The 21,115-nt window shown below is 46.4% G+C and carries 13 protein-coding genes; 8 read left to right on the top strand and 5 right to left on the bottom strand.

Annotation, left to right across the window (positions count from 1 at the left end; genetic code table 11):
- The first annotated feature begins 286 nt into the window (after positions 1 to 286).
- Entirely contained in the window at positions 287 to 1,069 is a 783-nt protein-coding gene (locus EXU57_RS15655) for an NIPSNAP family protein (protein ID WP_133269168.1), read from the top strand.
- A gap of 161 nt (positions 1,070 to 1,230) precedes the next feature.
- Here EXU57_RS15655 and EXU57_RS15650 read toward each other — a convergent pair whose 3' ends face one another.
- Complete coding sequence (locus EXU57_RS15650) at positions 1,231 to 1,605, bottom strand: hypothetical protein (protein ID WP_133269167.1); 375 nt, start codon at positions 1,603 to 1,605, stop codon at positions 1,231 to 1,233.
- Positions 1,606 to 1,671: 66 nt separating this feature from the next.
- Positions 1,672 to 2,355 (bottom strand): DNA alkylation repair protein, encoded by a 684-nt coding sequence (locus tag EXU57_RS15645; RefSeq protein WP_133269166.1) that lies wholly within the window; start codon positions 2,353 to 2,355, stop codon positions 1,672 to 1,674.
- A gap of 825 nt (positions 2,356 to 3,180) precedes the next feature.
- Between EXU57_RS15645 and EXU57_RS15640 the strand changes: the two genes are divergently transcribed.
- A complete protein-coding gene (locus tag EXU57_RS15640) occupies positions 3,181 to 6,114 on the top strand; it encodes a sugar-binding domain-containing protein (RefSeq protein WP_133269165.1) in 2,934 nt (977 codons plus the stop codon).
- 229 nt (positions 6,115 to 6,343) lie between these two features.
- Here the strand turns inward: EXU57_RS15640 and EXU57_RS15635 are convergent, their stop codons facing one another.
- Entirely contained in the window at positions 6,344 to 7,606 is a 1,263-nt protein-coding gene (locus EXU57_RS15635) for a DEAD/DEAH box helicase (RefSeq protein WP_133269164.1), read from the bottom strand.
- Between the two features lie 193 nt (positions 7,607 to 7,799).
- On the opposite strand from EXU57_RS15635, the gene EXU57_RS25165 reads away from it, so the two are divergent.
- The 6 genes from EXU57_RS25165 to EXU57_RS15610 all read left to right on the top strand — a co-directional run bounded on the left by EXU57_RS25165 (position 7,800) and on the right by EXU57_RS15610 (position 16,864).
- Positions 7,800 to 7,976 carry a hypothetical protein gene (locus tag EXU57_RS25165; RefSeq protein WP_165958167.1) on the top strand — a complete coding sequence of 59 codons (177 nt, stop codon included), beginning with the start codon at positions 7,800 to 7,802 and terminating at the stop codon, positions 7,974 to 7,976.
- A 371-nt stretch (positions 7,977 to 8,347) separates the two neighbouring features.
- Complete coding sequence (locus tag EXU57_RS15630; RefSeq protein WP_243745616.1) at positions 8,348 to 10,819, top strand: TonB-dependent receptor; 2,472 nt, start codon at positions 8,348 to 8,350, stop codon at positions 10,817 to 10,819.
- Between the two features lie 126 nt (positions 10,820 to 10,945).
- Positions 10,946 to 12,232 (top strand): PepSY-associated TM helix domain-containing protein, encoded by a 1,287-nt coding sequence (locus EXU57_RS15625; protein ID WP_133269163.1) that lies wholly within the window; start codon positions 10,946 to 10,948, stop codon positions 12,230 to 12,232.
- A 140-nt stretch (positions 12,233 to 12,372) separates the two neighbouring features.
- Positions 12,373 to 13,209 (top strand): MBL fold metallo-hydrolase, encoded by an 837-nt coding sequence (locus tag EXU57_RS15620; protein WP_133269162.1) that lies wholly within the window; start codon positions 12,373 to 12,375, stop codon positions 13,207 to 13,209.
- A gap of 246 nt (positions 13,210 to 13,455) precedes the next feature.
- A complete protein-coding gene (locus EXU57_RS15615) occupies positions 13,456 to 14,916 on the top strand; it encodes an MFS transporter (protein ID WP_133269161.1) in 1,461 nt (486 codons plus the stop codon).
- A gap of 196 nt (positions 14,917 to 15,112) precedes the next feature.
- Positions 15,113 to 16,864, top strand: a complete 1,752-nt coding sequence (locus EXU57_RS15610) for a PAS domain S-box protein (RefSeq protein ID WP_133269160.1) — start codon at positions 15,113 to 15,115, stop codon at positions 16,862 to 16,864.
- A 17-nt stretch (positions 16,865 to 16,881) separates the two neighbouring features.
- Here EXU57_RS15610 and EXU57_RS15605 read toward each other — a convergent pair whose 3' ends face one another.
- On the bottom strand, positions 16,882 to 18,156 hold the full coding sequence (locus EXU57_RS15605) for a DUF2130 domain-containing protein (RefSeq protein WP_133269159.1): 1,275 nt from the start codon (positions 18,154 to 18,156) through the stop codon (positions 16,882 to 16,884).
- Between the two features lie 1,139 nt (positions 18,157 to 19,295).
- The gene (gene ggt / locus EXU57_RS15600) at positions 19,296 to 21,023 is read right to left on the bottom strand and encodes a gamma-glutamyltransferase (RefSeq protein WP_133269158.1); all 1,728 of its coding nucleotides are present in this window, start codon (positions 21,021 to 21,023) and stop codon (positions 19,296 to 19,298) included.
- Between the last annotated feature and the right edge of the window lie 92 nt (positions 21,024 to 21,115).

Here is a 21,115-nt window from a genome sequence, read left to right as displayed (position 1 = left end):
CTTTGGTTTGTACGGTTCTGGCTTGCGCAAATCATACAAATCACTTATAAGCGATCGCAGGTAGTCTGATGGCATTTTCAAAATCCGCCATTTCAATATCCTCTCTTGGGCTTTCTCCCATCACCTGAAACCTCGGCAACGGCATTCTTATCAAACGCAATACTGGCAACAAGGTTGCCGCTAAGCATTAGAGTACAACAGCACCAAAAAGGAGATTTCTGGATCGTCTTGCATTTCATATTCGAACAAATACTATTTTTAGGCTTAAACGCTTATACGCTTTCATATGAAAAACGCTACCTATTTGTTGTTACTCCTGTTGAGTTTCATGGTGAACCCAGCTGATGTGAGTGCAAAGAAAAAATCACCGGAATTTTACCAGGTTACCGTTTATCACTTTACTTCGGGCGAACAGGAGCGGCAGCTTGACAATTATCTGAAAGACGCTTATCTGCCGGCGCTCCATCGCCTGGGCAGTGCACATGTTGGTGTATTTAAGCCTATTGCAAACGATACCGCGGTCGACAAATTAATCTACGTAATCGCCCCATTCAAGAAAGCCGACCAGTTATTTTCCCTGGGCGACCGGCTTCAAAAAGATGCGGCGTTTACCAGTTCAACACAAAGTTTCGACACCAGCTACCGCAAACCGCCCTTTAGCCGCATGGAAAACATGGTGCTAAGGGCATTTTCGTTGGCACCGGCGATGAAGCTTCCGAAGTTAACAGGACCACGTTCGGAAAGGGTATATGAGCTGCGGAGTTACGAAGGGGCAACGGAACGCTTTTACCGTAACAAAGTTCAGATGTTTAATCAAGGTGGAGAAATTGACATCTTCAGCCGTCTCGATTTCAACCCGGTATTTTATGCGGAAGTGATTGCCGGTAGTCGTATGCCCAACCTCATGTACATGACCAGCTTTGAAAACAGGGCAGACCGTGACGCCCACTGGAAGTCTTTTTCGGCAGACGAGCAATGGAAGAAGCTTTCTGCTATGCCCGAATACCAACACAATGTTTCCAGGTCGGAGATCAAATTTTTACGGCCGACAGAATATTCCGATTACTAGTGTCTTACCAATTCTGTTCAGTGACGCACCCTGCAAAGAACGGGGTTCAAAAGTTACAGTAAGCCGACCGAGGTTTTACCAACTAAACACACCGGATCAATCGGTGAATTCTAAAACTACTAACCCCTTGCTATTTTTCTGATCCAGGGGGATTGCGGCAATTATGCTTTTTTGGCCTTATCTGTTACCACAGTAAAGCCGGCGCTGGCCATTTCAATACCGTTGATTATGATTGATAAGGTATGTGATCCGGGGTAATGCTTACGGGTAGTAAGATCGCGAAAGGATTGTTTTCTTCTGAACTGGCAGACCTGGTTTGCCTTGTAGATATGTTCGGTTATCCGAAAGAGCTTACGGCTGTGTTTGTTGTTTGCTTTCAGGTAATCAATTGCGTATTCAATTCGAAGCTTTACCGGTTCTTCTTCTTCAACCGATAGGTTAAATGAAAATTCAAGCGCATCGCCAATAGTAACGAGCTTTGGTTTGAGGACTAACTTGTTGACAGCACACTTAGGCGTATGTGAAAGTCCCCACATCGTTAGGGATCCCGGGTTTGCTTTCCGCAACAGGGTTCTGCTGCCATGCCTGATGATCCAATCCGTTTATTTACTTGTCCCTTTCCAACGCGCGGCAAGCTCAACAACGAGCTCCGGATGGTCTTTTGCAATATCGTTTAGGTTGTTTGCCACGCTTCGACGAACGTAATCCGAAGGATCATTCTTCAGGTTCTCCAGTATCGGCAAGAGCGGGGTGGGATCTCTTTTCAGCCCGGCTATTGCAAGTCCCCAGGGTAAACGCGGCCTGCTGCCTTCACTCGAAAATCTTCTCACATAAGGGTTTTGATGAGTCGACCATTTCAGCATCTGCTCCATCGTAGCATCGAAGTAACGGTTCAAAAATGGGCGAATAGCAAACTCGCAGCTGGTAAATGCAGTTACCAACTCAATCGCTTTCATCGATGATGCAAAATCCTCGATGCCAAACAGGGCAATGTATTCCGGCAAGAACATATACTCCAGGGCTTGCTCTTTTGCGCCGTTTGCCCGGCATGCTTTTATGATATTTGCCAGTACCGGTACCTGTTGCCTAAAGTTGCCGTTAAGAAACGGGTTTAAGCAGTTTGCTATGTGCTTCATCCTGTCCTTGAGTGCCCGTTGTTCCCACCCATCATTATGTACCCGGGCGAGAAAGAGGTCTTTCCTGAAGCCCGGCAATGCCGACTCCAGCGAACGGGAAAGGGTGCTAAAAAAGCGATCATCGTAAATGTCTTTTAGCAAAGCTGGCATGTGTAGGGTTGGTTTCAGCAACAATAATAATGTATAATATTCTTCGCCGCGACTTACCCCATTAGCTAATATTATCGCAACAAATGCCTGCGATCCGCATAATCAAGCTTACCAGATATGATCACCCGTTCGGCCGAAAAATGCTGGTGATTCTTAAAGACCTACAGCTTAGACGGGCGTTTTATGTACTATTAGGTTTTCCTGAAAAAAGATCAGCGTTTTTTTTCGACCATTTTCCGGTTGGCGATAATAGAGTAGTGCGTATGGAATACACATTGGTACTGCCTTTCAGCGATTCGGGAGAGGGTTTGCCATCATGTGATTAGCAAATAATTGATGTTGTAACAAGGAATTTGATCTTACTTTTGGGTTGTTGAAAAGGTGAATACAAAGGCCTTCAACAAATTACCACAGATACACCAGCTGAATCTATCAGCTACACAATATTGAAGATTTTCATATGGCAAGCAATCGTTAGAGGTCGCTCCGTTTCTACGGAGGGACCCTTTTTTTTTGCGCTAACAGGATTGCGGATTAACGAATTCGCGGATTTCGCATTTGCGGATTCCGGATTGTAGACTGATGGAGTACCGGTTCCAACCTACCAGTAAGAACCCTTACACATTTTACATTTCCGCTTAATAAGTTGGATTAGCTAATGCGTCTTCCGGTTAAGCACCCCTTTTACATTTTACATTTTGCATTTTTCATTTTAAGACTCTCCCCGCACCATCGTTCAATCGCACGCGTGATTTTGTATTTGTAATCGCTTCTACAAATAACTTAGCTTTCTATTCGATAACAGCTAACACCATTGCTACTTCAATGAAGATCTTAGAAGTCCCGTACGCACCTAGACTTACACTTAGTCTTATCATCGTTCTGATGATGTCAACAATCAATGCACAGGAAATTTCGCTTGCCGGCAACTGGCGCTTCGCTACAGATCCGAATAATACGGGTGTCAACGACAAATGGTTTTCGAAGCAATTGCCCGAAACCATAAAACTACCAGGTTCAATGGCCGAAAACCATAAGGGTGACGACATTACCCTTCAGACAAAGTGGACCGCCAGCATCTACGACAGCTCGTTTTTCTTTCGCCCTGCATTGGCTAAATATCGCCAGCCGGGCAACATCAAAGTGCCTTTCTGGCTTACCCCGGCTAAACATTATGTTGGCGTAGCCTGGTACCAGAAAGACATTGAGATCCCTGCTTCATGGTCCACCAAAAGGGTTGTGCTGTTCCTCGAGCGGGTACACATTCAAAGCGCATTGTGGTTCGACAATGTCGAAGTGGCCAAACAATATTCTCTCGTCGCCCCGCATACTTACGACCTTACAAAGATGATCAAACCCGGAAAGCATACCCTTACCATCCGGATCGACAACAGCATAACACAAATGAACGTGGGGCCCGACTCACACAGCGTTACCGATCATACCCAGGGTAACTGGAACGGTATCATCGGCAAAATGTTGCTGCAAGCGGGCGCTAAAGTGTTTTTTCACCAGGTACAGGTTTACCCTAACGTTGCAAAACGCACGGCCACCATCAAAGGCAGCATTGTTAACCTGGGTACAGCCAAAGCTGCTGGCAAGGTGGTGTTGTCAGCAAGCAGCTTCAACACAACCCCGCATCAGGCAATTAAACCTCAATCAATCAACTACACGGCCAGCCCCAACGACACTACCTTTTTTGAAACTGTGTTAGACATGGGTAAGGATGTGCTGCTTTGGGATGAGTTTAACCCTGCGCTGTACATGCTTTCAGCAACCGTTACTGCCAATGGCAGCAGCAACGAAAAAAAGCTGCAATTCGCCATGCGCGACATCCGGGTTCAGGGCAAAACAATCACCATCAATGGCAATGTGGCATCGCTCAGGGGAACGGTAAACAACTGCGAGTTCCCGCTTACGGGCTACCCCGCTATGGATGTAAAGTCGTGGGAAAGAATTTATAAAATCGCAAAGGCGCATGGCCTAAATCATATGCGTTTTCACTCCTGGTGCCCACCTGAAGCAGCTTTTATTGCGGCCGACATCACGGGCATGTACCTCCAGCCAGAAGGGCCAACCTGGCCCAACCACGGCACTTCGCTTGGCGATGGCCGGTTTATCGACGCCTATATATACGAGGAAACAAACCGCATGTTTGACCATTATGGCAATTATGGCTCATATACGATGTTAGCGGCAGGTAATGAACCTGCAGGTCGCAACCAGGCAACATACCTCGCCGCCTTTATAAAGTTTTGGCAGCAAAAAGATAGCCGGCGGATTTACACAGGTGCTTCTGTAGCGATGAGCTGGCCCCTGGTACCCGAAAACGAATACATGATCAAATCAGGATCGAGGGGCTTGGCCTGGAACCGCCGACCTGACAATATGGGGGATTATCGCCAGGCAATTGAAAACTTCAACCTGCCTTATGTAACCCACGAAATGGGTCAATGGTGTGTTTTTCCAAACTTCAGTGAAATTCAAAAGTATACGGGGGTTTACCGCGCAAAAAACTTTGAACTATTCCGCGAGGATCTTGCTGACCATGGTATGGCCGACAGGAGTGAGTCGTTTCTTATGGCTTCGGGTAAACTGCAGGCATTGTGTTACAAACACGAGATAGAAAAAGCGTTGCGAACCCCTGCTCTTGGTGGGTTCCAGTTACTTGGTCTGCAGGATTTCCCGGGACAGGGTACCGCACTTGTTGGCGTGCTCGATGCTTTCTGGGATGAAAAGCCTTACATCAATGCCAAACAATGGAGCCGGTTTTGTAATCCAACGGTTCCCCTCACCAGGATGGAAAAGTTTGTCTACACCAGCGACGAAACGTTTTCTGCAGCCGTTGAGCTTTATCATTTTGGAAAGGCGCCACTCGCCAACACGGGTATAAGCTGGACCATAAAAGACGCAACGGGGAACCTTGTGGCTAATGGCGTCTTTAAGCCAAAAACGTATGCGCGGGGGTACAATTGGCCGGTAGGCGACGTCCGGCTGTCACTGGCGGAGTTCAAGAAGCCTTCCAAACTTAACCTTGAGGTGACTGTTGATAAAACCACTGTTGTAAACGACTGGGACTTTTGGGTATACCCCGCGGCAGTTCAGTCTGCAACCCTGGTGCCTGGCAAGTCGGATTCTGCTTATTTCTACTGTACCAGCCTGGATTCCGAGGCAGAAAGCGTGCTTGCGAGGGGTGGTAAGGTGTTCCTGAATGCTGCCGGTAAGGTGGTTAAAGGCAAGGAAATCAGCATGCAATTCACACCCGTATTTTGGAACACGTCGTGGTTTAAGATGCGACCGCCACATGTAACAGGTTTCGTTGCCCAGGACAAGCATCCGTTGTTCAACGACTTTCCAACAGCCTATCATAGCGAACTCCAGTGGTGGCAACTGGTCAACCGGGCACAGGTTATGCACCTTGAGGATTTTCCAGCCGGAATTACACCAATTGTTCAGCCAATTGACACCTGGTTTATGAACCGTAAATTGGCGCTGATCATGGAAATGAAGGTCGGCAATGGCAAACTGTTGATCTCCACCGCAAATCTTTCAGACAGCACCAGCGATCCGGCAGCAAAACAGCTTGTTTACAGCATTAAAAACTATCTCGCTTCCGATAAGTTTCAACCTGGTGTAAGCGTACAGATTGAAACCATTAAGGACCTTTTCCGTTCACCATCAAAAGACGTTTGGAACAGCTTTTCTACTGCAAACCCCGACGAGTTGCGACCAAATCAAATCCTGAACAACCCAAAATAGTGCAACCCTGTATCCAGGCGAATTCTTTTAACACAAAATGCGCTGTTCTTTGGTGACGGGCAGGTGAGCCCTAATCGAGTCCTATTGCCCGCCCGGCTGAAGCCATTCGGACGGGGGCGACGCTCAACTCCGTTCAACGCCATCGCGCTATTTACCGGGGTCATAAACATGAAAAAACCCGTACCTGTATTTAGCACTGGTGCGGGTTTTAAGGTATAAATAGTATGAATTAACCGTTATGATTACGGGCCGTTCTTGTTGTAACCAGGGGTCTCCTGTCTCTGCCGAAATTGTTCGGTCGTTGAGTGTTGTTACGCGGTGCAACATGATTGTTCTGGTGTCCACGTTCAGGCTGGCTCGAAACATAGGGGTGATCGTGTACCACCGGTATAGCACGCGAAATGATCTTCTGAATGTCTTTCAGGTAACTGCGCTCTTCGTCGTTGCAAAACGATAAAGCAATACCGCTGTTTCCTGCACGGCCCGTACGTCCGATACGGTGTACATAGGTTTCCGGTACATTAGGAATTTCGTAGTTGATTACGTGCGTAAGGTCATCAACGTCAATCCCCCTGGCAGCAATGTCTGTAGCAACCAGTACCCTTAATGAACCATCTTTAAACATGCTGAGCGCACGCTGGCGGGCAGTTTGGGATTTGTCGCCGTGGATGGCTTCAGCATGAATGTTTGCCCGCTTCAGGTCCTTAACCACTTTGTCTGCTCCATGTTTGGTACGTGTAAAAACAAGGGCGTTCTTAATGTCCTGGTTGTTCAACACGTGTAGTAACAGCGAACGCTTATCCTCCTTGTTGATAAAGTAAACCGACTGGTCAACCTTTTCTGCGGTAGAAGAAACCGGGGTAACTTCTACGCGAACGGCGTTATTAAGAATGGTATTTGACAGGGCGGCAATCTCCGGCGGCATGGTTGCCGAAAAGAATAGCGTTTGGCGCTTTTTAGGCAACATCGCGGTGATCCGCTTAACGTCGTGAATGAAACCCATGTCCAGCATACGGTCAGCTTCATCCAGAACAAACATGCTGATCTGGTCGAGCGTGATAAAACGCTGGTTAACGAGGTCGAGTAAACGACCAGGGGTAGCGATCAGGATATCAACACCATAGCGTAATGATTGTACCTGGGGCACCTGCGAAACACCACCAAAAACAACAAGGTGTTTTAAGCCGGTGTGTTTGCCGTAGGCTGCAAAACTTTCGTCGATCTGTATTGCAAGTTCGCGGGTTGGGGTAAGCACAAGGGCTTTAATCGGGCTTGGACCTCGTTGAGTGGCCTTTGACTCGTGTAATATTTGTAAAATGGGAATTGCAAAAGCGGCCGTTTTACCGGTACCGGTTTGCGCACAACCCAAAAGGTCCCTGCCTTGTAAAACCACCGGGATGGATTGCTCCTGGATTGGGGTGGGTTGGGTATAGCCTTCGGTAGATAGCGCACGTAAGATTGGCGCAATCAGGTTTAGATTTTCGAACAACAAAAGAAAAAAATTAAAATAAATAAATACACTTCCACAACATGTGAAGGTGTGAACTGCTCATCAAATGACCAGATGAAACTAAATTTTGTGGAAGAGTATCGGGTCTGCTGGGAGAGTATAAACGAAGGTGCAAATGTAAGTGATTATTTACTAAAGGATTGATAAAGGTGGAAGAAGGAAAGTAAAATGTAAAATGAAAAATGTAAAATCAAAAGTAAGAACCTTAACCTGGGTGAAATATCAGCCAAATCGTTTTGGTCTTTGGATGCTGAACATAGGGTTGGGTTGGTTAGCCCCTCAACGCTATGCCGTACAAGAGTGCGACGCAAGGATGTTCCATAATAGTGAAATTGCCGGGTCCAAAAAATAATGCTTTGAGAGAGACGACAGATTAGCGACTCAAAGTTGTCCACTCATAACTCGTATTTTACAATTCTCCACTCATAATTCAATGTTGTTTAGTTAGGCAACTTTGTTTGGACCCAACTACAGGATTGCTATTTAGCATCGTTGCGTCGCACACTTGTACTGGCTGGCATTATTGAGCTAAACAATTGACAAGTCGCTTAACTAAACGGCATTGACTCATAATACTCGACCCTCAACTCTTCACTCATAATTAAAATCCGCCCCATTCAACCTTTATTATTCAACATTCAACATAATTGGGCTCAGTCTTTCCTGATTGCGTAAAGCGTTTTTCCCAATTCGTCAGCACTGCACCATTGCAAAATCATTCATTTGCAAAAATTAATCGTAGAAATGGGAAGATTTTACCTGGCACTTTGTATTTGCAGCTGCTTTTACCTCGGGTCTAATGCACAAACTGCAAAATTTATAGGAGAAACACCAACTTATGAAACACCTGTAGGTGATGCAGGAACAATACGCGGACACGTGCTGACAACAGACGGACAGCCCGCTGCTGACGTTAATATTGCCGTTAAGGGGCACCATAAATATGCTGTGACCGACGCTCATGGCAATTTTACGATCCGGAACGTTAAGCCCGGAAATTATGTACTGGTCGTTTCAATGGTTGGCTTACAAGGGCAGGAAAAAGATGTGGCCGTAGCTGCAAACAGTAATACTAATATTGAGCTAACACTTGTAGAAAACCACCACGAACTTTCGGAAATTACGATTACCACTCAAACCGGGTTAAACAGCAAAGCTGTTTCAATCGGTAAAATTGCCATCGACCCGATGGATCTGCCACAGGGCATAACCATTATCGGCGAAAAATTAATGCGCGACCAGCAGGTACAGCGGCTTAGCGATGTGATTAAAAACGTAAACGGTGTTTACCTTTCTACTACCCGGGCGAACACCCAGGAGAGTTTTTCAGCACGTGGTTATGCTTTTTCTTCCTCAAACCTGTTTAAAAACGGGGCAAGGGTCAATTCCGGAGCGATGCCCGAAATGAGCTCACTCGAGAGCGTGGAAGTACTTAAAGGTAGTGCCGCGATCCTTTATGGTCAGGTTTCGCCAGGTGGTGTTGTAAATATGGTAACCAAGCAACCTAAGTTTACATTTGGCGGCGAGGTGGCTATGCGTGCCGGCAGCTACGACCTGTATAAACCCTCTTTCGATGTTTATGGACCCTTATCGAAAAACATTGCTTACCGGGTAAACGGTACATTCGAAAGTGCAAAGAGCTATCGCGATGTTGTGAGTTCGAAGAGGTATTATGTAAACCCGTCATTGCTGTTTAAGCTTAATGATAAAACCGAACTGGTACTTGAAGCAGATTACCTGAGACACGATTTTACCCCGGATTTTGGAATTGGATCTTTAGACAATACCAAAATCGCAGACTTGCCTCGTTCGCGTTTCCTGGGTACGCCCTGGCAATATGCGAAGACGCGGCAAACCACTGCCACTGCAACTTTGAAACATGAGTTCAACCCTAACTGGCAGATCAATACCTCGCTGTCGTACCAGAATTATGAGCGTGATTACTTCTCAACAGAGCGCATTCAGGCCGCTGCAAACGGTGATTGGGTACGGCCTTTGGGAAGAACTTTTACCCATGAAAATTATTATGTTGGCCAGGTTAACCTTACCGGCAAGTTCAAAACCGGTGGGGTTGAACATACCCTGCTGTCGGGTATTGACGCCGACCATTACCTGACCACGAACGACGCGTTTAGCATCCCGGCGGTTGCAGGCCTGCCTGCTGGTAGCTACGACCGGATAAACATTCTTGATCAGTCGAAGTTTGTACAACGTTCAGATATACCCGTAACAAACCGGATCAGGCAAATCGAACTTCCGGTAAACAGGGGCGGTATCTATGTTCAGGACCTAATAAAACTTTCCTCTAAAGTCAACCTGCTCGCGGGCATGCGCTGGTCATATGTATTCAGCGACCGGCCAGATAGTACAAACCTCGTAACAAACGTAACCACAAAAGGATCTTCTAAATACGACAACGCATTTTCGCCAAGGGTTGGACTGGTTTATAAACCTGGTAAGCATACCTCGGTTTTCGCAAGCTATTCGAATGCCTTCAACGTAAACAGCGGTGTTGACATAGACGGCCAGGCACTTGATCCATCACTCATCGACCAATACGAGATCGGCATAAAAAACGAATTGCTCAAAGGCAAACTCTCGTTGAATGTGACCGCTTACCGCATCAAGAACAACAATCTTGCGCAAACCGCACCGTTCCTGAAAGATGGAGTTACCCCAAATGCAAATACCGGCATCAGGGCACTGGTCGGTGAAACCACCAGTGACGGTGTTGAAGTTGACCTTGCTGCGCATCCGGTAGCAGGCATGGATATCAGGGGAGGTTATAGCTACAACTTTATGCGTTATACCAAAACACCAAATGCTAAAGGGAACTTTGTTGAAGGAGAAAGGTTGGTAACAACCCCTGCCCATACGGCAAACACAAGTGTGTTCTATACGCTTTCGGGAACCCGTTTGAAAGGCCTGAGACTTGGAGCCTCTATTTTTTATACCGGTAAACGATTTGGTGGCTGGAACAACACGATTGACCAGGCCCAAAATTACAACAGGCTTATTCCGGTGGATGCATTCACAACCGTTGATCTAACCGTTGGTTACAACTTTAGCAAAGTTTCTGTGCTGGCAAAGGTTGCAAACGTTACCAATACTTACAATTATTACCTGCATGAAAACTATAGCGTAAACCCAATCGCTCCAACACAGTTGATTGGTACGGTATCTTACCGATTTTAGCAAACGATTAAAAGGCTACCGAAAGCTTCGGTAGCTTTTGTATTAAGCTTTGCGCCCTGTACAAAAAGAATAAACGATACTTGCCCACGTTTTATAAAAATTCTGCATCTCTAGTTAAGATATATAATGATTAAATTTTCTTTCCGGAAACTCGCTGTTGATATTCACCTATGGCTGGGGCTTGCAAGCGGCCTGGTGCTTTTCGTGGTTTGTTTAAGTGGCACCGTTTATACTTTCAGGGCTGAAATCGAAAGGTTGCTAAGCCCGTCAAAGTTTTACGTTAGCGTTCCGGCGGGCAGCACCCGGTTATCACCAGATACCCTTATTGCCCGGGTTCAGGGAAACCTTCAAGGCACTGTAGTATCCCTGTCTATGCCATCCGATCCTGAACGCAGTTACCAGTTCGGGGTGCGGGTAAAGGAAGATAAGAAGGCGGTTCGGCCAAATGCCGGTTCGGCCAAACGGGAGAACGAATCAGCAAAGGCAGCAGCATCCCCGGGCGCAAAGCCGGGCGCGCCAAAAGAAGCTGGCGCACCAAGACCCAAAAATTACTTTGTTGACCCTTATACAGGTAAGATAGTTGGGGAGGATGGCGGAAGTACCTCGAAGTTTTTCACCACTACCATGCAATTGCACCGGTGGTTATTGATGGACACCGGCGTAGGACGGGTTATTGTTGGTACCGCAACCCTTATCTTTCTTGCGATCATCATTACTGGCCTGGTAATCTGGTTTCCGTCACGTTTAAAAAACTGGAAGCAGGGCTTTAAAGTTAAATTCAGGGGCAACTGGAAACGGGTTAACCATGATTTGCACAATACCCTGGGCTTTTATTCCTCATTCCTGCTGCTCGTTATGACCCTTACCGGTTTATGCTGGTCCTTTGAATGGTATAAAGACGGGGCAAGCAAAGTTTTGGGAGCAAAAGTTTTTGGGGGCAGAAACGAAAAGCCATTACAGTCATCCGCTACCGTGGGTACTCCTGTTGCACTGACCACGGTCTTGCAGGCAGCTGATCAAATATTTCCATACCAGGGCGATTACCGGGTGAACCTTGCTGCTGACAGTGGTGCAGTTGTTACGGTATTAAAAAACAGGACCGGATTTTTTGCACTGTCGGCAGCTGACCGGGTAATGTTTGACCAGTATACCGGTACACCGTTGAAAACAGAACGGTTTGCGGATAAACCCCTTAACGAACAAATTGCCGGTTCAATAAAGCCGTTGCATACAGGTGAGATTTTCGGCACTTTCTCTAAAATCCTCTATTTTCTTGCCTGTCTTATTGCAACCAGTCTTCCGGTTACGGGAACGATTATATGGTTGAACAAATTAAAGAAGAAACGTAAACGCGCTGGCAAACCCAGCACGCGTGAGGTGCAAACGTACGAAGCGGAGATTGAGCTCCGGTAATTTCTACGGCCGGTAGCACTGCACCGGTAAAAAACATCTGCTTTTTGCTAAAAAGTATAGTATTTTCGCCTTCTCACCCCGGGAGCCTTTAGCCATGATACCAAAGTTTCCTGCGTAAGTCGGTGATGCTAATACCTGCTATGTCCCTGTTCATATCCTCACTAAATTCGGGTAGTAATGGCAATTGCTATTATGTAGGCAATCATACCGATGCCATACTCGTTGATGCAGGCATATCTTGTAAAGAAATCGAGCGACGGCTGTTGCGCTGCGGACTAACGATGGACAATGTGCGCGCGGTGTTTATCTCGCATGAACATTCAGACCATATTTTTGGGTTGCGTGTGCTGTCAAGAAAATACCAGTTGCCGGTATATATCACAACAAATACTTTAAAACACTGTAACCTAAAACTGGAAGATCACCTGGTGAGGAGCTTTAGCGCGCACGAACCTGTTACTATTGGTGGCTTAAACGTAAGTGCGTTTCCAAAGTTTCATGATGCAGGCGATCCCCATAGTTTTATAGTTGAACACGAAAAAGTAACCGTTGGGGTCTTTACCGATATTGGCAGTTCCTGCGAACAAGTGATCCGTTATTTTAAGCAATGTCAGGCCGTTTTCCTCGAGGCGAACTATGATGAACAGATGCTCGCTTCCGGAAGTTATCCCTATTTTCTTAAGCGTCGTATTACGGGCGGTAAGGGTCATCTTTCCAATCGTGAAGCTGTTGAATTGTTTACCAGGTACCGGCACCCGGGTCTGAGCCATCTTATACTGGCACACCTTTCGAAAAACAACAATTGTCCAAAACTGGTGGAACAACTCTTCAGGGATTGCGCCGGTAGAACAGAGGTTGTTATTGCACCAAGGTATAATGAAACACCCGTTTATACCATTACCAATACCGGACTCCCGATCGTGCAAACCCAACCAGTGGTTGTGCAGGTAAAGCCCCTCCAGCTATCAATGTTCTAGCTCCTGCATCGCCTGGTGTTCCCGGGACCATCTTTCTATCCTCACCTTTCTAGCCGTAGAATTCGTACGGCGCAAACCTGTTGCACCACAGTTCCCAATGTTTGGGTAAACGATTCGCTTGCTTCATAACAGAACCGAAGTCAGCCGGCAGAAAGAAATAAGCCTGAATATTTTGTAGATAATTTGCAAATCATAGCTTTAGCACTGGAAGCAGTAAACTTACTAACCCGACAACCTACCAACTTCATGACTACATCAACAGGCCACCAACAAACAAGATGGGGCCAATTCGGAACGCTGATATCAGTTTTCTTCTTTTGGGGCTTCGTTGCGGCAAGTAACGACATACTCATCCCGGTTTTCAAAAAAGCGTTCGACCTATCGCAGGCGCAAAGTCAGCTTGTGTCGGTTGCATTTTATGTAGCCTATACGGTTGGTTCAATTATCTACATCGGCGTCTCAAAATCCATCGGGGGTGATTTGTTAAACAAGATCGGGTACAAAAACGGGATTGCATTAGGGTTGGTGATTTCCGCGATCGGAACCCTGCTTTTTTACCCTGCTGCAAATACGTCTTCTTACCCGCTCATGATTAGCGGGTTGTTTATTGTAGGCCTTGGATTTTCACTCCAACAAATTGCAGCAAATCCACTCGCTGTTGTTATTGGTGATCCTAAAACCGGTTCACAGCGATTGAGCATGGCGGGTGGTGTCAACAACTTTGGAACTACAATAGGTCCCTTGCTGGTAAGCTATGCCATCTTTGGAAGCGTTTCGGCGAATTCATCTGTGGCGAGCATTGAAAGCGTAAAAACCCCATACCTCATCCTGGGTGCGGCATTCATCCTGGTGGCCATATTTTTCAAGTTCTCTTCAATTCCCAATAAGATCGACCTCGAAGAAAAAGCCGTAGCCGACACAGAACTTACCGGTGTCAGCCAGCGTAAGTCGGCCCTGCAGTACCCGCAATTGTGGATGGGAATGATCGCCATTTTCGTATACGTAGGCGTGGAAGTATCAACTGCCAGTAACCTGCCGGAATATATGAGCAGTAATCTTGGCATCCCCACAGAGCGGATTGCACCATACATTTCCTTATACTGGGCGAGCCTGATGATTGGTCGCTGGACGGCTTCGGTAGGCGCATTTGGTTTAAAGAAAGAAACGGAGAAGATTGTAAGTTTTGTGATCCCGTATGTTGCATTCGCAGTGTTCCTGATTGTAAACGCAATTGCGCAACACGACATTAGCCAGTTTTATGTTTATGGCCTGGTGATAATCGCAATGATCGCAGGCGATATGCTAAGCAGGAAAAATCCTGCGCGCATGTTATTGATTTTTTCGGCTATGGGCGCACTTGCGCTCTTAATTGGCATGCTAACAACCGGAATGGTCAGCGTATTTGCCTTCATCAGCGTGGGCTTATTTTGCAGCACCTTATGGCCATGTATTTTTACCCTCGCCGTTGCAGGTCTGGGCCGGCATACCAACCAGGCAAGCAGCCTGCTGATCATGATGATCATGGGTGGGGGAATTATTAGTTGGTTACAGGGAGCAGTCGCATCAGACGCAATCCTTGGCATACAATACAGTTACATCGTTGGCGTAATCTGTTTCCTATACCTTGCCTTTTATGCGGTTCGCGCAAAGACAGTTTTAAAAGGGCAGGGGGTAGACTACGACGTTGCAACAACCGGGGGGCACTAACCATGTTATCGCGCGCGCTTCCCCGGGTATTGAAGCTGCAAATCACTTCAAAATAGGCACGTTATCAGGAAGAATTCTTTGCTTAAAAGAATGGGTTATTTACCTAAGCATTCCGGCGGATGCAGGAAATTATAAAAGCTGTCCTTATAAGTTGATACTTAGATGCGTTCTGCTCATGAGCTAAACCTGCTTACCCGTGCAGTCTGCAATATATACCCTGTTGGTTTCGTTCAGAGGTGGTAAATCTATCGATGTGCTGAAGCTACTACTGATCGGAGGAAAGTTGAGTCGTATTAAACAGGTGTTGCCAGGCTTGTACGAGGCCGGTTATCAACCCGATGAAATAATCGTGTGCGATAGTATTGATGCGGTAAGCCGCTTAAATAGCACAACAGTAAGTTTGGTCTTTACTGAATTGGAGCTTGCTGACTCGACTCCGGCGGATACCCTCGGAAAAATACATCAGCTCTTTCCTTACCTGCCGATTATCGTGCTTGCAGAATCTTCCGCTGACGAAGAGGGGCTATCAGCGATCAGGCAAGGTGCGCAGGATTGCCTGGCATACAACGAAATCTCTCCGGAACTACTGGCAAAATCGATCTTGCACGCAATCGAGCGAAAGCGCAAAGACAATGATCATGATCTCCTCTTTCATGACAATCCCGCTCCAATGTTTATTTATGAAAAGGATACCTTTCGTTTCCTGGAAGTGAATAACGCAGCGATGGTACAATATGGTTACAGCAGGGAACAGTTTCTTACCATGACCTGTTTGGATATACGGCCCAAGGAAGATAGTGTTCTCTTCCGGGAAGCTAACGTGGATTTGCCGGCGCATTATCATGATTTTGGTCGGTGGCGACACGTGAACAAAGCAGGAAAAATCTTATTTGTTCATGTTTTTGCGCATACAACATCGTTTAATGGGAAGGAAGCAATCGTAGTTATGTCGCTTAATATTGATAAGAAGGTTAGGGTTGAGCAAGAGCTTGCGGAAAGAGAAAAAGAGAAATGCATGATGCTCGATAGTATCACCGACGCCTTTTTTGCGCTGGACAAAACATGGAAGTTTACCTATGTTAATAAACCTTGCGAAAAATTGTTCCGCAAAACGGCTGAAGAAGTACTTGGAAGAAATGTTTACGAGGTGTTTCCTGATATAAAAAACCTGAAGTTTTATGATGCATATAATCGTGCGATGAACGACAAGGTAAAGGTGCAGTTTGAAGAATACTACCCCTTGTTTGACCTCTGGGTTTCCGCAAATGCCTATCCAACGAATGGTGGGATGTCGGTTTATCTTGTTGACATTACGCAGCAGAAAAAAACGGGGGAGGAGATATTTAATGAAGGGCAAAAGCTGCGGGCAATCATCAATAATACCAAAGACATGATCTGGTCAATTGATCGTGAGCACAATGTAATTACCGCGAACAATGCTTTTTGGGATCGTGTTTCAACCCTTACCGGAAAACCCGTGCAAAACATCACCGCAGCCGACTTCGACAAAATACTTTACCATACCTGGAAAGGATATTATGACCGGGCATTTGCGGGAGAGGCTTACAAAATAGTTGTGAAAAAAGAACAGGGAGAAGAGGACCTTTACGAAGAGGTAAGCTTCAACCCTATAGTAGATCGCTTCGGAACGGTAATCGGGATCAGTTGCTTTTTAAGAAACGTTACGGAGCAACATACACAGCTTAAGCTTATTCAAAAACAAAACGAACAATTGCGAAAAATTGCCTGGATACAATCACACGAAGTGCGTGTTCCTGTAGCAAACATACTGGGGCTTACCCAACTCTTCGATTTCGATAACCGGGTTGCAACCGAAAACAAGCTGCTTGTTGAAAAACTACAGCAATCTGCTACCAGGCTCGACAACATCATAAGAAAAATCACTTCGTATACCAGCCGGTCCGTTCTCCGGAATGCCCTGAATTAAACCTATCGAAACATAGATTAATCCAGTAGCAACGTATCATTGTCTTCCAGCAGGCTCATATTCACCGCATCGGAGCCGGCGATCCCTTCTATCGATCCCCGGATATGGGCCGCATTCAGCAATACTTTTTCGAGTTGTTTTTCCCTCGATTTCCATAGCCTTTCCATTGCTTCCCGTTCTTTTTGAATGCTTAGCCGCATGTGCATAAAGCCCTCTCTTATTGCCTTCCACTGTTCCGCAAATTCGTTGCTGGTGAGGTAGTCATATAACAAGTGCATTTTATCACCCTTATTCTCCTGGTTTTTGGTAAGTTGGAATACCTTTAGAATGCTTGTGCGCAACACCATCGACAAACTCCTGACTTCGTTAAACGAGCATACGTATACCCCCTCTTTCTCACCAAACCGCTCCATATCTCTGGGCATCGTTTGGGTAACAATTACGGCAATGTCGGCACCTTGTGAGCGCATGTCGGCTTTTAATTTATCTATCCAGTCATGCGAGAAGTTGTTTGTTCGCTTCGACTCGTAAATGATTTTGCCACATTCGCTGCCGAATGGATTACAAACGATTTGCATACAATCGGCGCCACGAACCCCCTTGCCTACGGGCACGACCTTATCAAACGGAAAGCCCGTGCGGAGAATATCTTCAAGCAACAGTTCCTGTACTTCGCCCTGCAGCTGCATACTGCCCTGTTCTGCTTTGCGCCGCATTTCCTCTGCAAGTTTCTTCTGGTCCTCCAGCTGCTTTTCTTTCTCTGCAAGCTTCATCCGGAATTCCGACTCTTGTTGTTGTAGTTTCTGGTTTTCTATACCCCTGATTTCGCTGGAAAGTTTTTCCCTTTCCTCGTTTAACCGCTTTTGGAGATTAAGTTCCAGTTCGGCTTCACGGTTTTTGAGTGATTGCTCTTTTTGCAGGAAATCAAGTTCTTTCTTGCGGGCTTCTTTCAGCTTTTCCTCACCTTCGGCGCAACTGCTTTCCAGCATGCGTAACTTATTTTCATAATCTGAAGCAACCGACCTGCGGATGCTTTCCTGTAGCTGGGCTTCCAGCTTTTGGCGTTCTTTGGTGAGCCGAAGCTGTACCTCTTGTTCCTGTTGCTGTTGTTGCTGGGCAAGCAATTCTTTTTGCTGTTGTATGCTTGCTTTATCTTTTTCTACTTCTGCTTTAAGTTTCTGCCATTCGGCAGCCATCTTCTGACGGGCGAGTGTTTCATAGTCCTTCATAAATGCCCCACCTGGTTCAAACTTGTGCTGGCACTGCGGGCAACTCACTTTCAAAACTTCCATGCTAAAGATTTTGGCAAAAATAAGCGATCAGTTGAAAAGAAAATCGAGATTTTTAGATAGGAATGGAGAGGGTGATTGGGTATTGGGGAAGAAGGTTGATTAGTAGATAAGTTGAATGGTTGATAAGTTAAAACCATTTTTGACGGCAGAAATGGTTAGAGGCAGAGGGTATTGGGTATAAGGTGTTTGGTGTTAAGGAAGAAGGTTGATAAGTTGAATGGTTGATAAGTTGAAAAGCTGAACGAGCCTTTACGAGATCGATTTTCCCAACTGATCGCGACTTTTTTAGTTAAGAATTTTTTTGGACCCAGCTCCGGAATTTAAATTGTAAATCGTTGCGTCGCACTCTTGTACTGCATATCACTATTGAAAAAATCAAACAACAGGTGGCTTAACTAAACGACATTGAACAATGAATAATTAATAAATGATGGCATTAAAGTGTATTTTGGACTAACGCTCAGCCTATGCTTTCCAAATCATTATTCGCTAATCCACCATCCGCAAATCCGTTTCCCTCTGCGCCAAGCTCTGCTTCTCCCGTTCTCTGCGGCTGAAGAAAATAAAAAATGCAAAATGTAAAATGAAAAACTGGACTCCTCCCCGGCTTTAAGTTATTTCAAAACAACAGACGTGGTTGGCATTCAATCCGCAATCCGCCAATTCGTAATCCGCAAATCCATTTCCCTCTGCGGCTGAAGAAAATGAACAATGCAAAATGTAGAATGAAAAACTGGACTCCTGCCCGGCTTAAATTATTTGCAAAACAACAGACGCGGTTGGCGTTCAATCCGCAATCCGCCAATTCGCTAATTCGAAATTCGAAAATTCCTATGCGCCAACCTCCGCTTCTCCCGTTCGCTGCGGCTGAAGAAAATGAGAAATGCAAAATGTAAAATGTAAAACTGGACTCCTGCGTGGCTTTAAGTAATTGCAAAACAACAGACGCGGTTGGCGTTCAATCCGCAATCCGTGAATTCGTAATCCGCAAATCCATTTCCCTCTGCGGTTGAAGAAAATAAAAAATGCAAAATGTAAAATGAAAAACTGACTCCTGCCCAGCTTTGAGTTATTGCAAAACAATAGACGCGGTTGGCGTTTAATTCGTCAATCCGCTAATTCGTAATCCGTTCATCAGGTTAATAGCCGGACACAGAGTCATCGCCGCGGTAGTCGCCTACGGCAACCAGCTTTCCCTTGTCGTACAGGATCAGCTCAACCCTGCCGATGGTTGAGGCATAACCCGTGACCCCGTACGTTTTTACGGTATAGCCCATTTGCTCAAGTGTTTTCCTCACCTCTGGGCTAAACCCTTCTTCTACCTGCAGCTCATCGGGCAACCACTGGTGGTGAAACTTCGGTTTGTTGACCGCATCCGCAGGCGACATTTTGAAATCTACCAGGTTGATGATAGTTTGGAAAACGGAAGTTGGGATAGTGGTGCCACCGGGAGTGCCGACCACCACATACGGTTCTCCATTCTTTAATAAAATCGTTGGCGACATAGAGCTTAGCATACGTTTGCGTGGTGCAATCGCGTTTGCCTCGCCGCCCACGGCACCATACATGTTCGGAACGCCTGGTTTCAGGCTAAAGTCGTCCATCTCATTATTCAAAAGAAAACCCGCTCCACCAACAACAGTTTTGCTTCCAAACGTTCCGTTTAGGGTTGTGGTAATAGAAACCATGTTGCCCCATCTATCCATGATACTGATATGGGTGGTTTCAAGGCTCTCAACTGTTCCTGCACCTATCGCAGCGCTGCTGCCCGCCTTTGTGCTGTCGTAATCCAGCATTCTTTTAGCCAGGTACCGGTCGCTGGTAATCGTGCTAACGGGAACCTTCCAGAAATCAGGATCGCCGAGGTGCTCGGCCCTGTCGGCATAAGCGCGTCTTTCTACCTCGGTCATCAGCTGAACACTTTTCGCGGTTTGAAAGCCATAACCCGCAAGGGGGCGCTTTTCAACCATCTTCAACATTTGCATCAACAGTACACCACCACTACTGGGCGGAGGCATTGTGATAACTTCATGCCCTTTGTAATTAAAAATAAGCGCCGGTCGTTCTTTGGCGCGATACGATTTCAGATCGTTGAGGGTAATAACACCTTTGCCACGCTGCATTTCAGCTACAATCAGGCGGGCTGTCTCTCCTTCGTAAAAGCCGGCGCTTCCTTTATCGCTGATGCGCCGCAACGTTTTTGCGAGGTCTTTTTGAAACAGGGTATCTCCCTTCTTCCATCTTTTTTGAACAAACACCGGTAGTACGGTATTATACTTTTTAAAACTTCCCGCACGGTCATTCAATTTTTCTGCCTCCCCGGCAGTAAGGCAAAATCCATTTTCCGCCAGTAATATAGCAGGTGCAATCAGTGTTTTGAAAGGAAGTTTTGCCCACTTCATACTGGCGAAAAGTCCTGCAACGGTACCCGGAACACCTGAGGCCAGGTGACCATTTTGAGAAAGGTCGGTTTGTGCCCTCCCGTTTGCGTCGAGGTACATGTCCCTGCCGGACTTGCCGGGAGCCGTCTCGCGGTAGTCCAGGGCTATAGCCTTTGCACCTTTCATTTTGGCTACAAGGAAGCCGCCACCTCCAATGTTGCCCGCACCGGGGTAAACAACAGCCAAAGCAAGCTGGGTTGCTATGCCGGCGTCAATAGCATTTCCCCCCATCTTCAGCACCTCCGCGCCTACCCGGCTTGCAATCGGGTGAGCCGATACAACTGCTCCGCTGCTATACTGCTGTTCTTTCACAATATTCAGCTGGTAGGGGTCGACGGCTTTTCCGGCGCCGACAAAAGACTGGGCGCTGCAAAAACACGGCAGCAAAAAAAAGATCGTATAGGACCAGCAGTTATTAAACTTCATAAGGGCAAATTATGTTTTTCTAATCAATCCGGAGCAGCCCGGGTCCTGCGAACTTCAAGGTGCTGTTGTGTCTCTTTGCCTTGCTGCAGCTG

Origin of the sequence: Segetibacter sp. 3557_3 (genome assembly GCF_004354985.1) — a bacterium.
Classification (GTDB): domain Bacteria; phylum Bacteroidota; class Bacteroidia; order Chitinophagales; family Chitinophagaceae; genus Segetibacter.
The sequence above is the reverse complement of the archived record's forward strand: the minus strand, read 5'-3'. Positions and strand labels throughout refer to the sequence as shown.

What these genes read in the sequence shown, in the direction of transcription:
- EXU57_RS15655 (WP_133269168.1), top strand. Translation starts at nt 287, where the DNA reads ATGAAAAACGCTACCTATTTGTTGTTACTCCTGTTGAGTTTCATGGTG.
- EXU57_RS15640 (WP_133269165.1), top strand. Translation starts at nt 3,181, where the DNA reads ATGAAGATCTTAGAAGTCCCGTACGCACCTAGACTTACACTTAGTCTT.
- EXU57_RS15605 (WP_133269159.1), bottom strand. Translation starts at nt 18,156, where the DNA reads ATGGAAGTTTTGAAAGTGAGTTGCCCGCAGTGCCAGCACAAGTTTGAA.
- EXU57_RS25165 (WP_165958167.1), top strand. Translation starts at nt 7,800, where the DNA reads ATGAAAAATGTAAAATCAAAAGTAAGAACCTTAACCTGGGTGAAATAT.
- EXU57_RS15625 (WP_133269163.1), top strand. Translation starts at nt 10,946, where the DNA reads ATGATTAAATTTTCTTTCCGGAAACTCGCTGTTGATATTCACCTATGG.
- EXU57_RS15615 (WP_133269161.1), top strand. Translation starts at nt 13,456, where the DNA reads ATGACTACATCAACAGGCCACCAACAAACAAGATGGGGCCAATTCGGA.
- EXU57_RS15620 (WP_133269162.1), top strand. Translation starts at nt 12,373, where the DNA reads ATGTCCCTGTTCATATCCTCACTAAATTCGGGTAGTAATGGCAATTGC.
- EXU57_RS15645 (WP_133269166.1), bottom strand. Translation starts at nt 2,355, where the DNA reads ATGCCAGCTTTGCTAAAAGACATTTACGATGATCGCTTTTTTAGCACC.
- ggt (WP_133269158.1), bottom strand. Translation starts at nt 21,023, where the DNA reads ATGAAGTTTAATAACTGCTGGTCCTATACGATCTTTTTTTTGCTGCCG.
- EXU57_RS15650 (WP_133269167.1), bottom strand. Translation starts at nt 1,605, where the DNA reads ATGTGGGGACTTTCACATACGCCTAAGTGTGCTGTCAACAAGTTAGTC.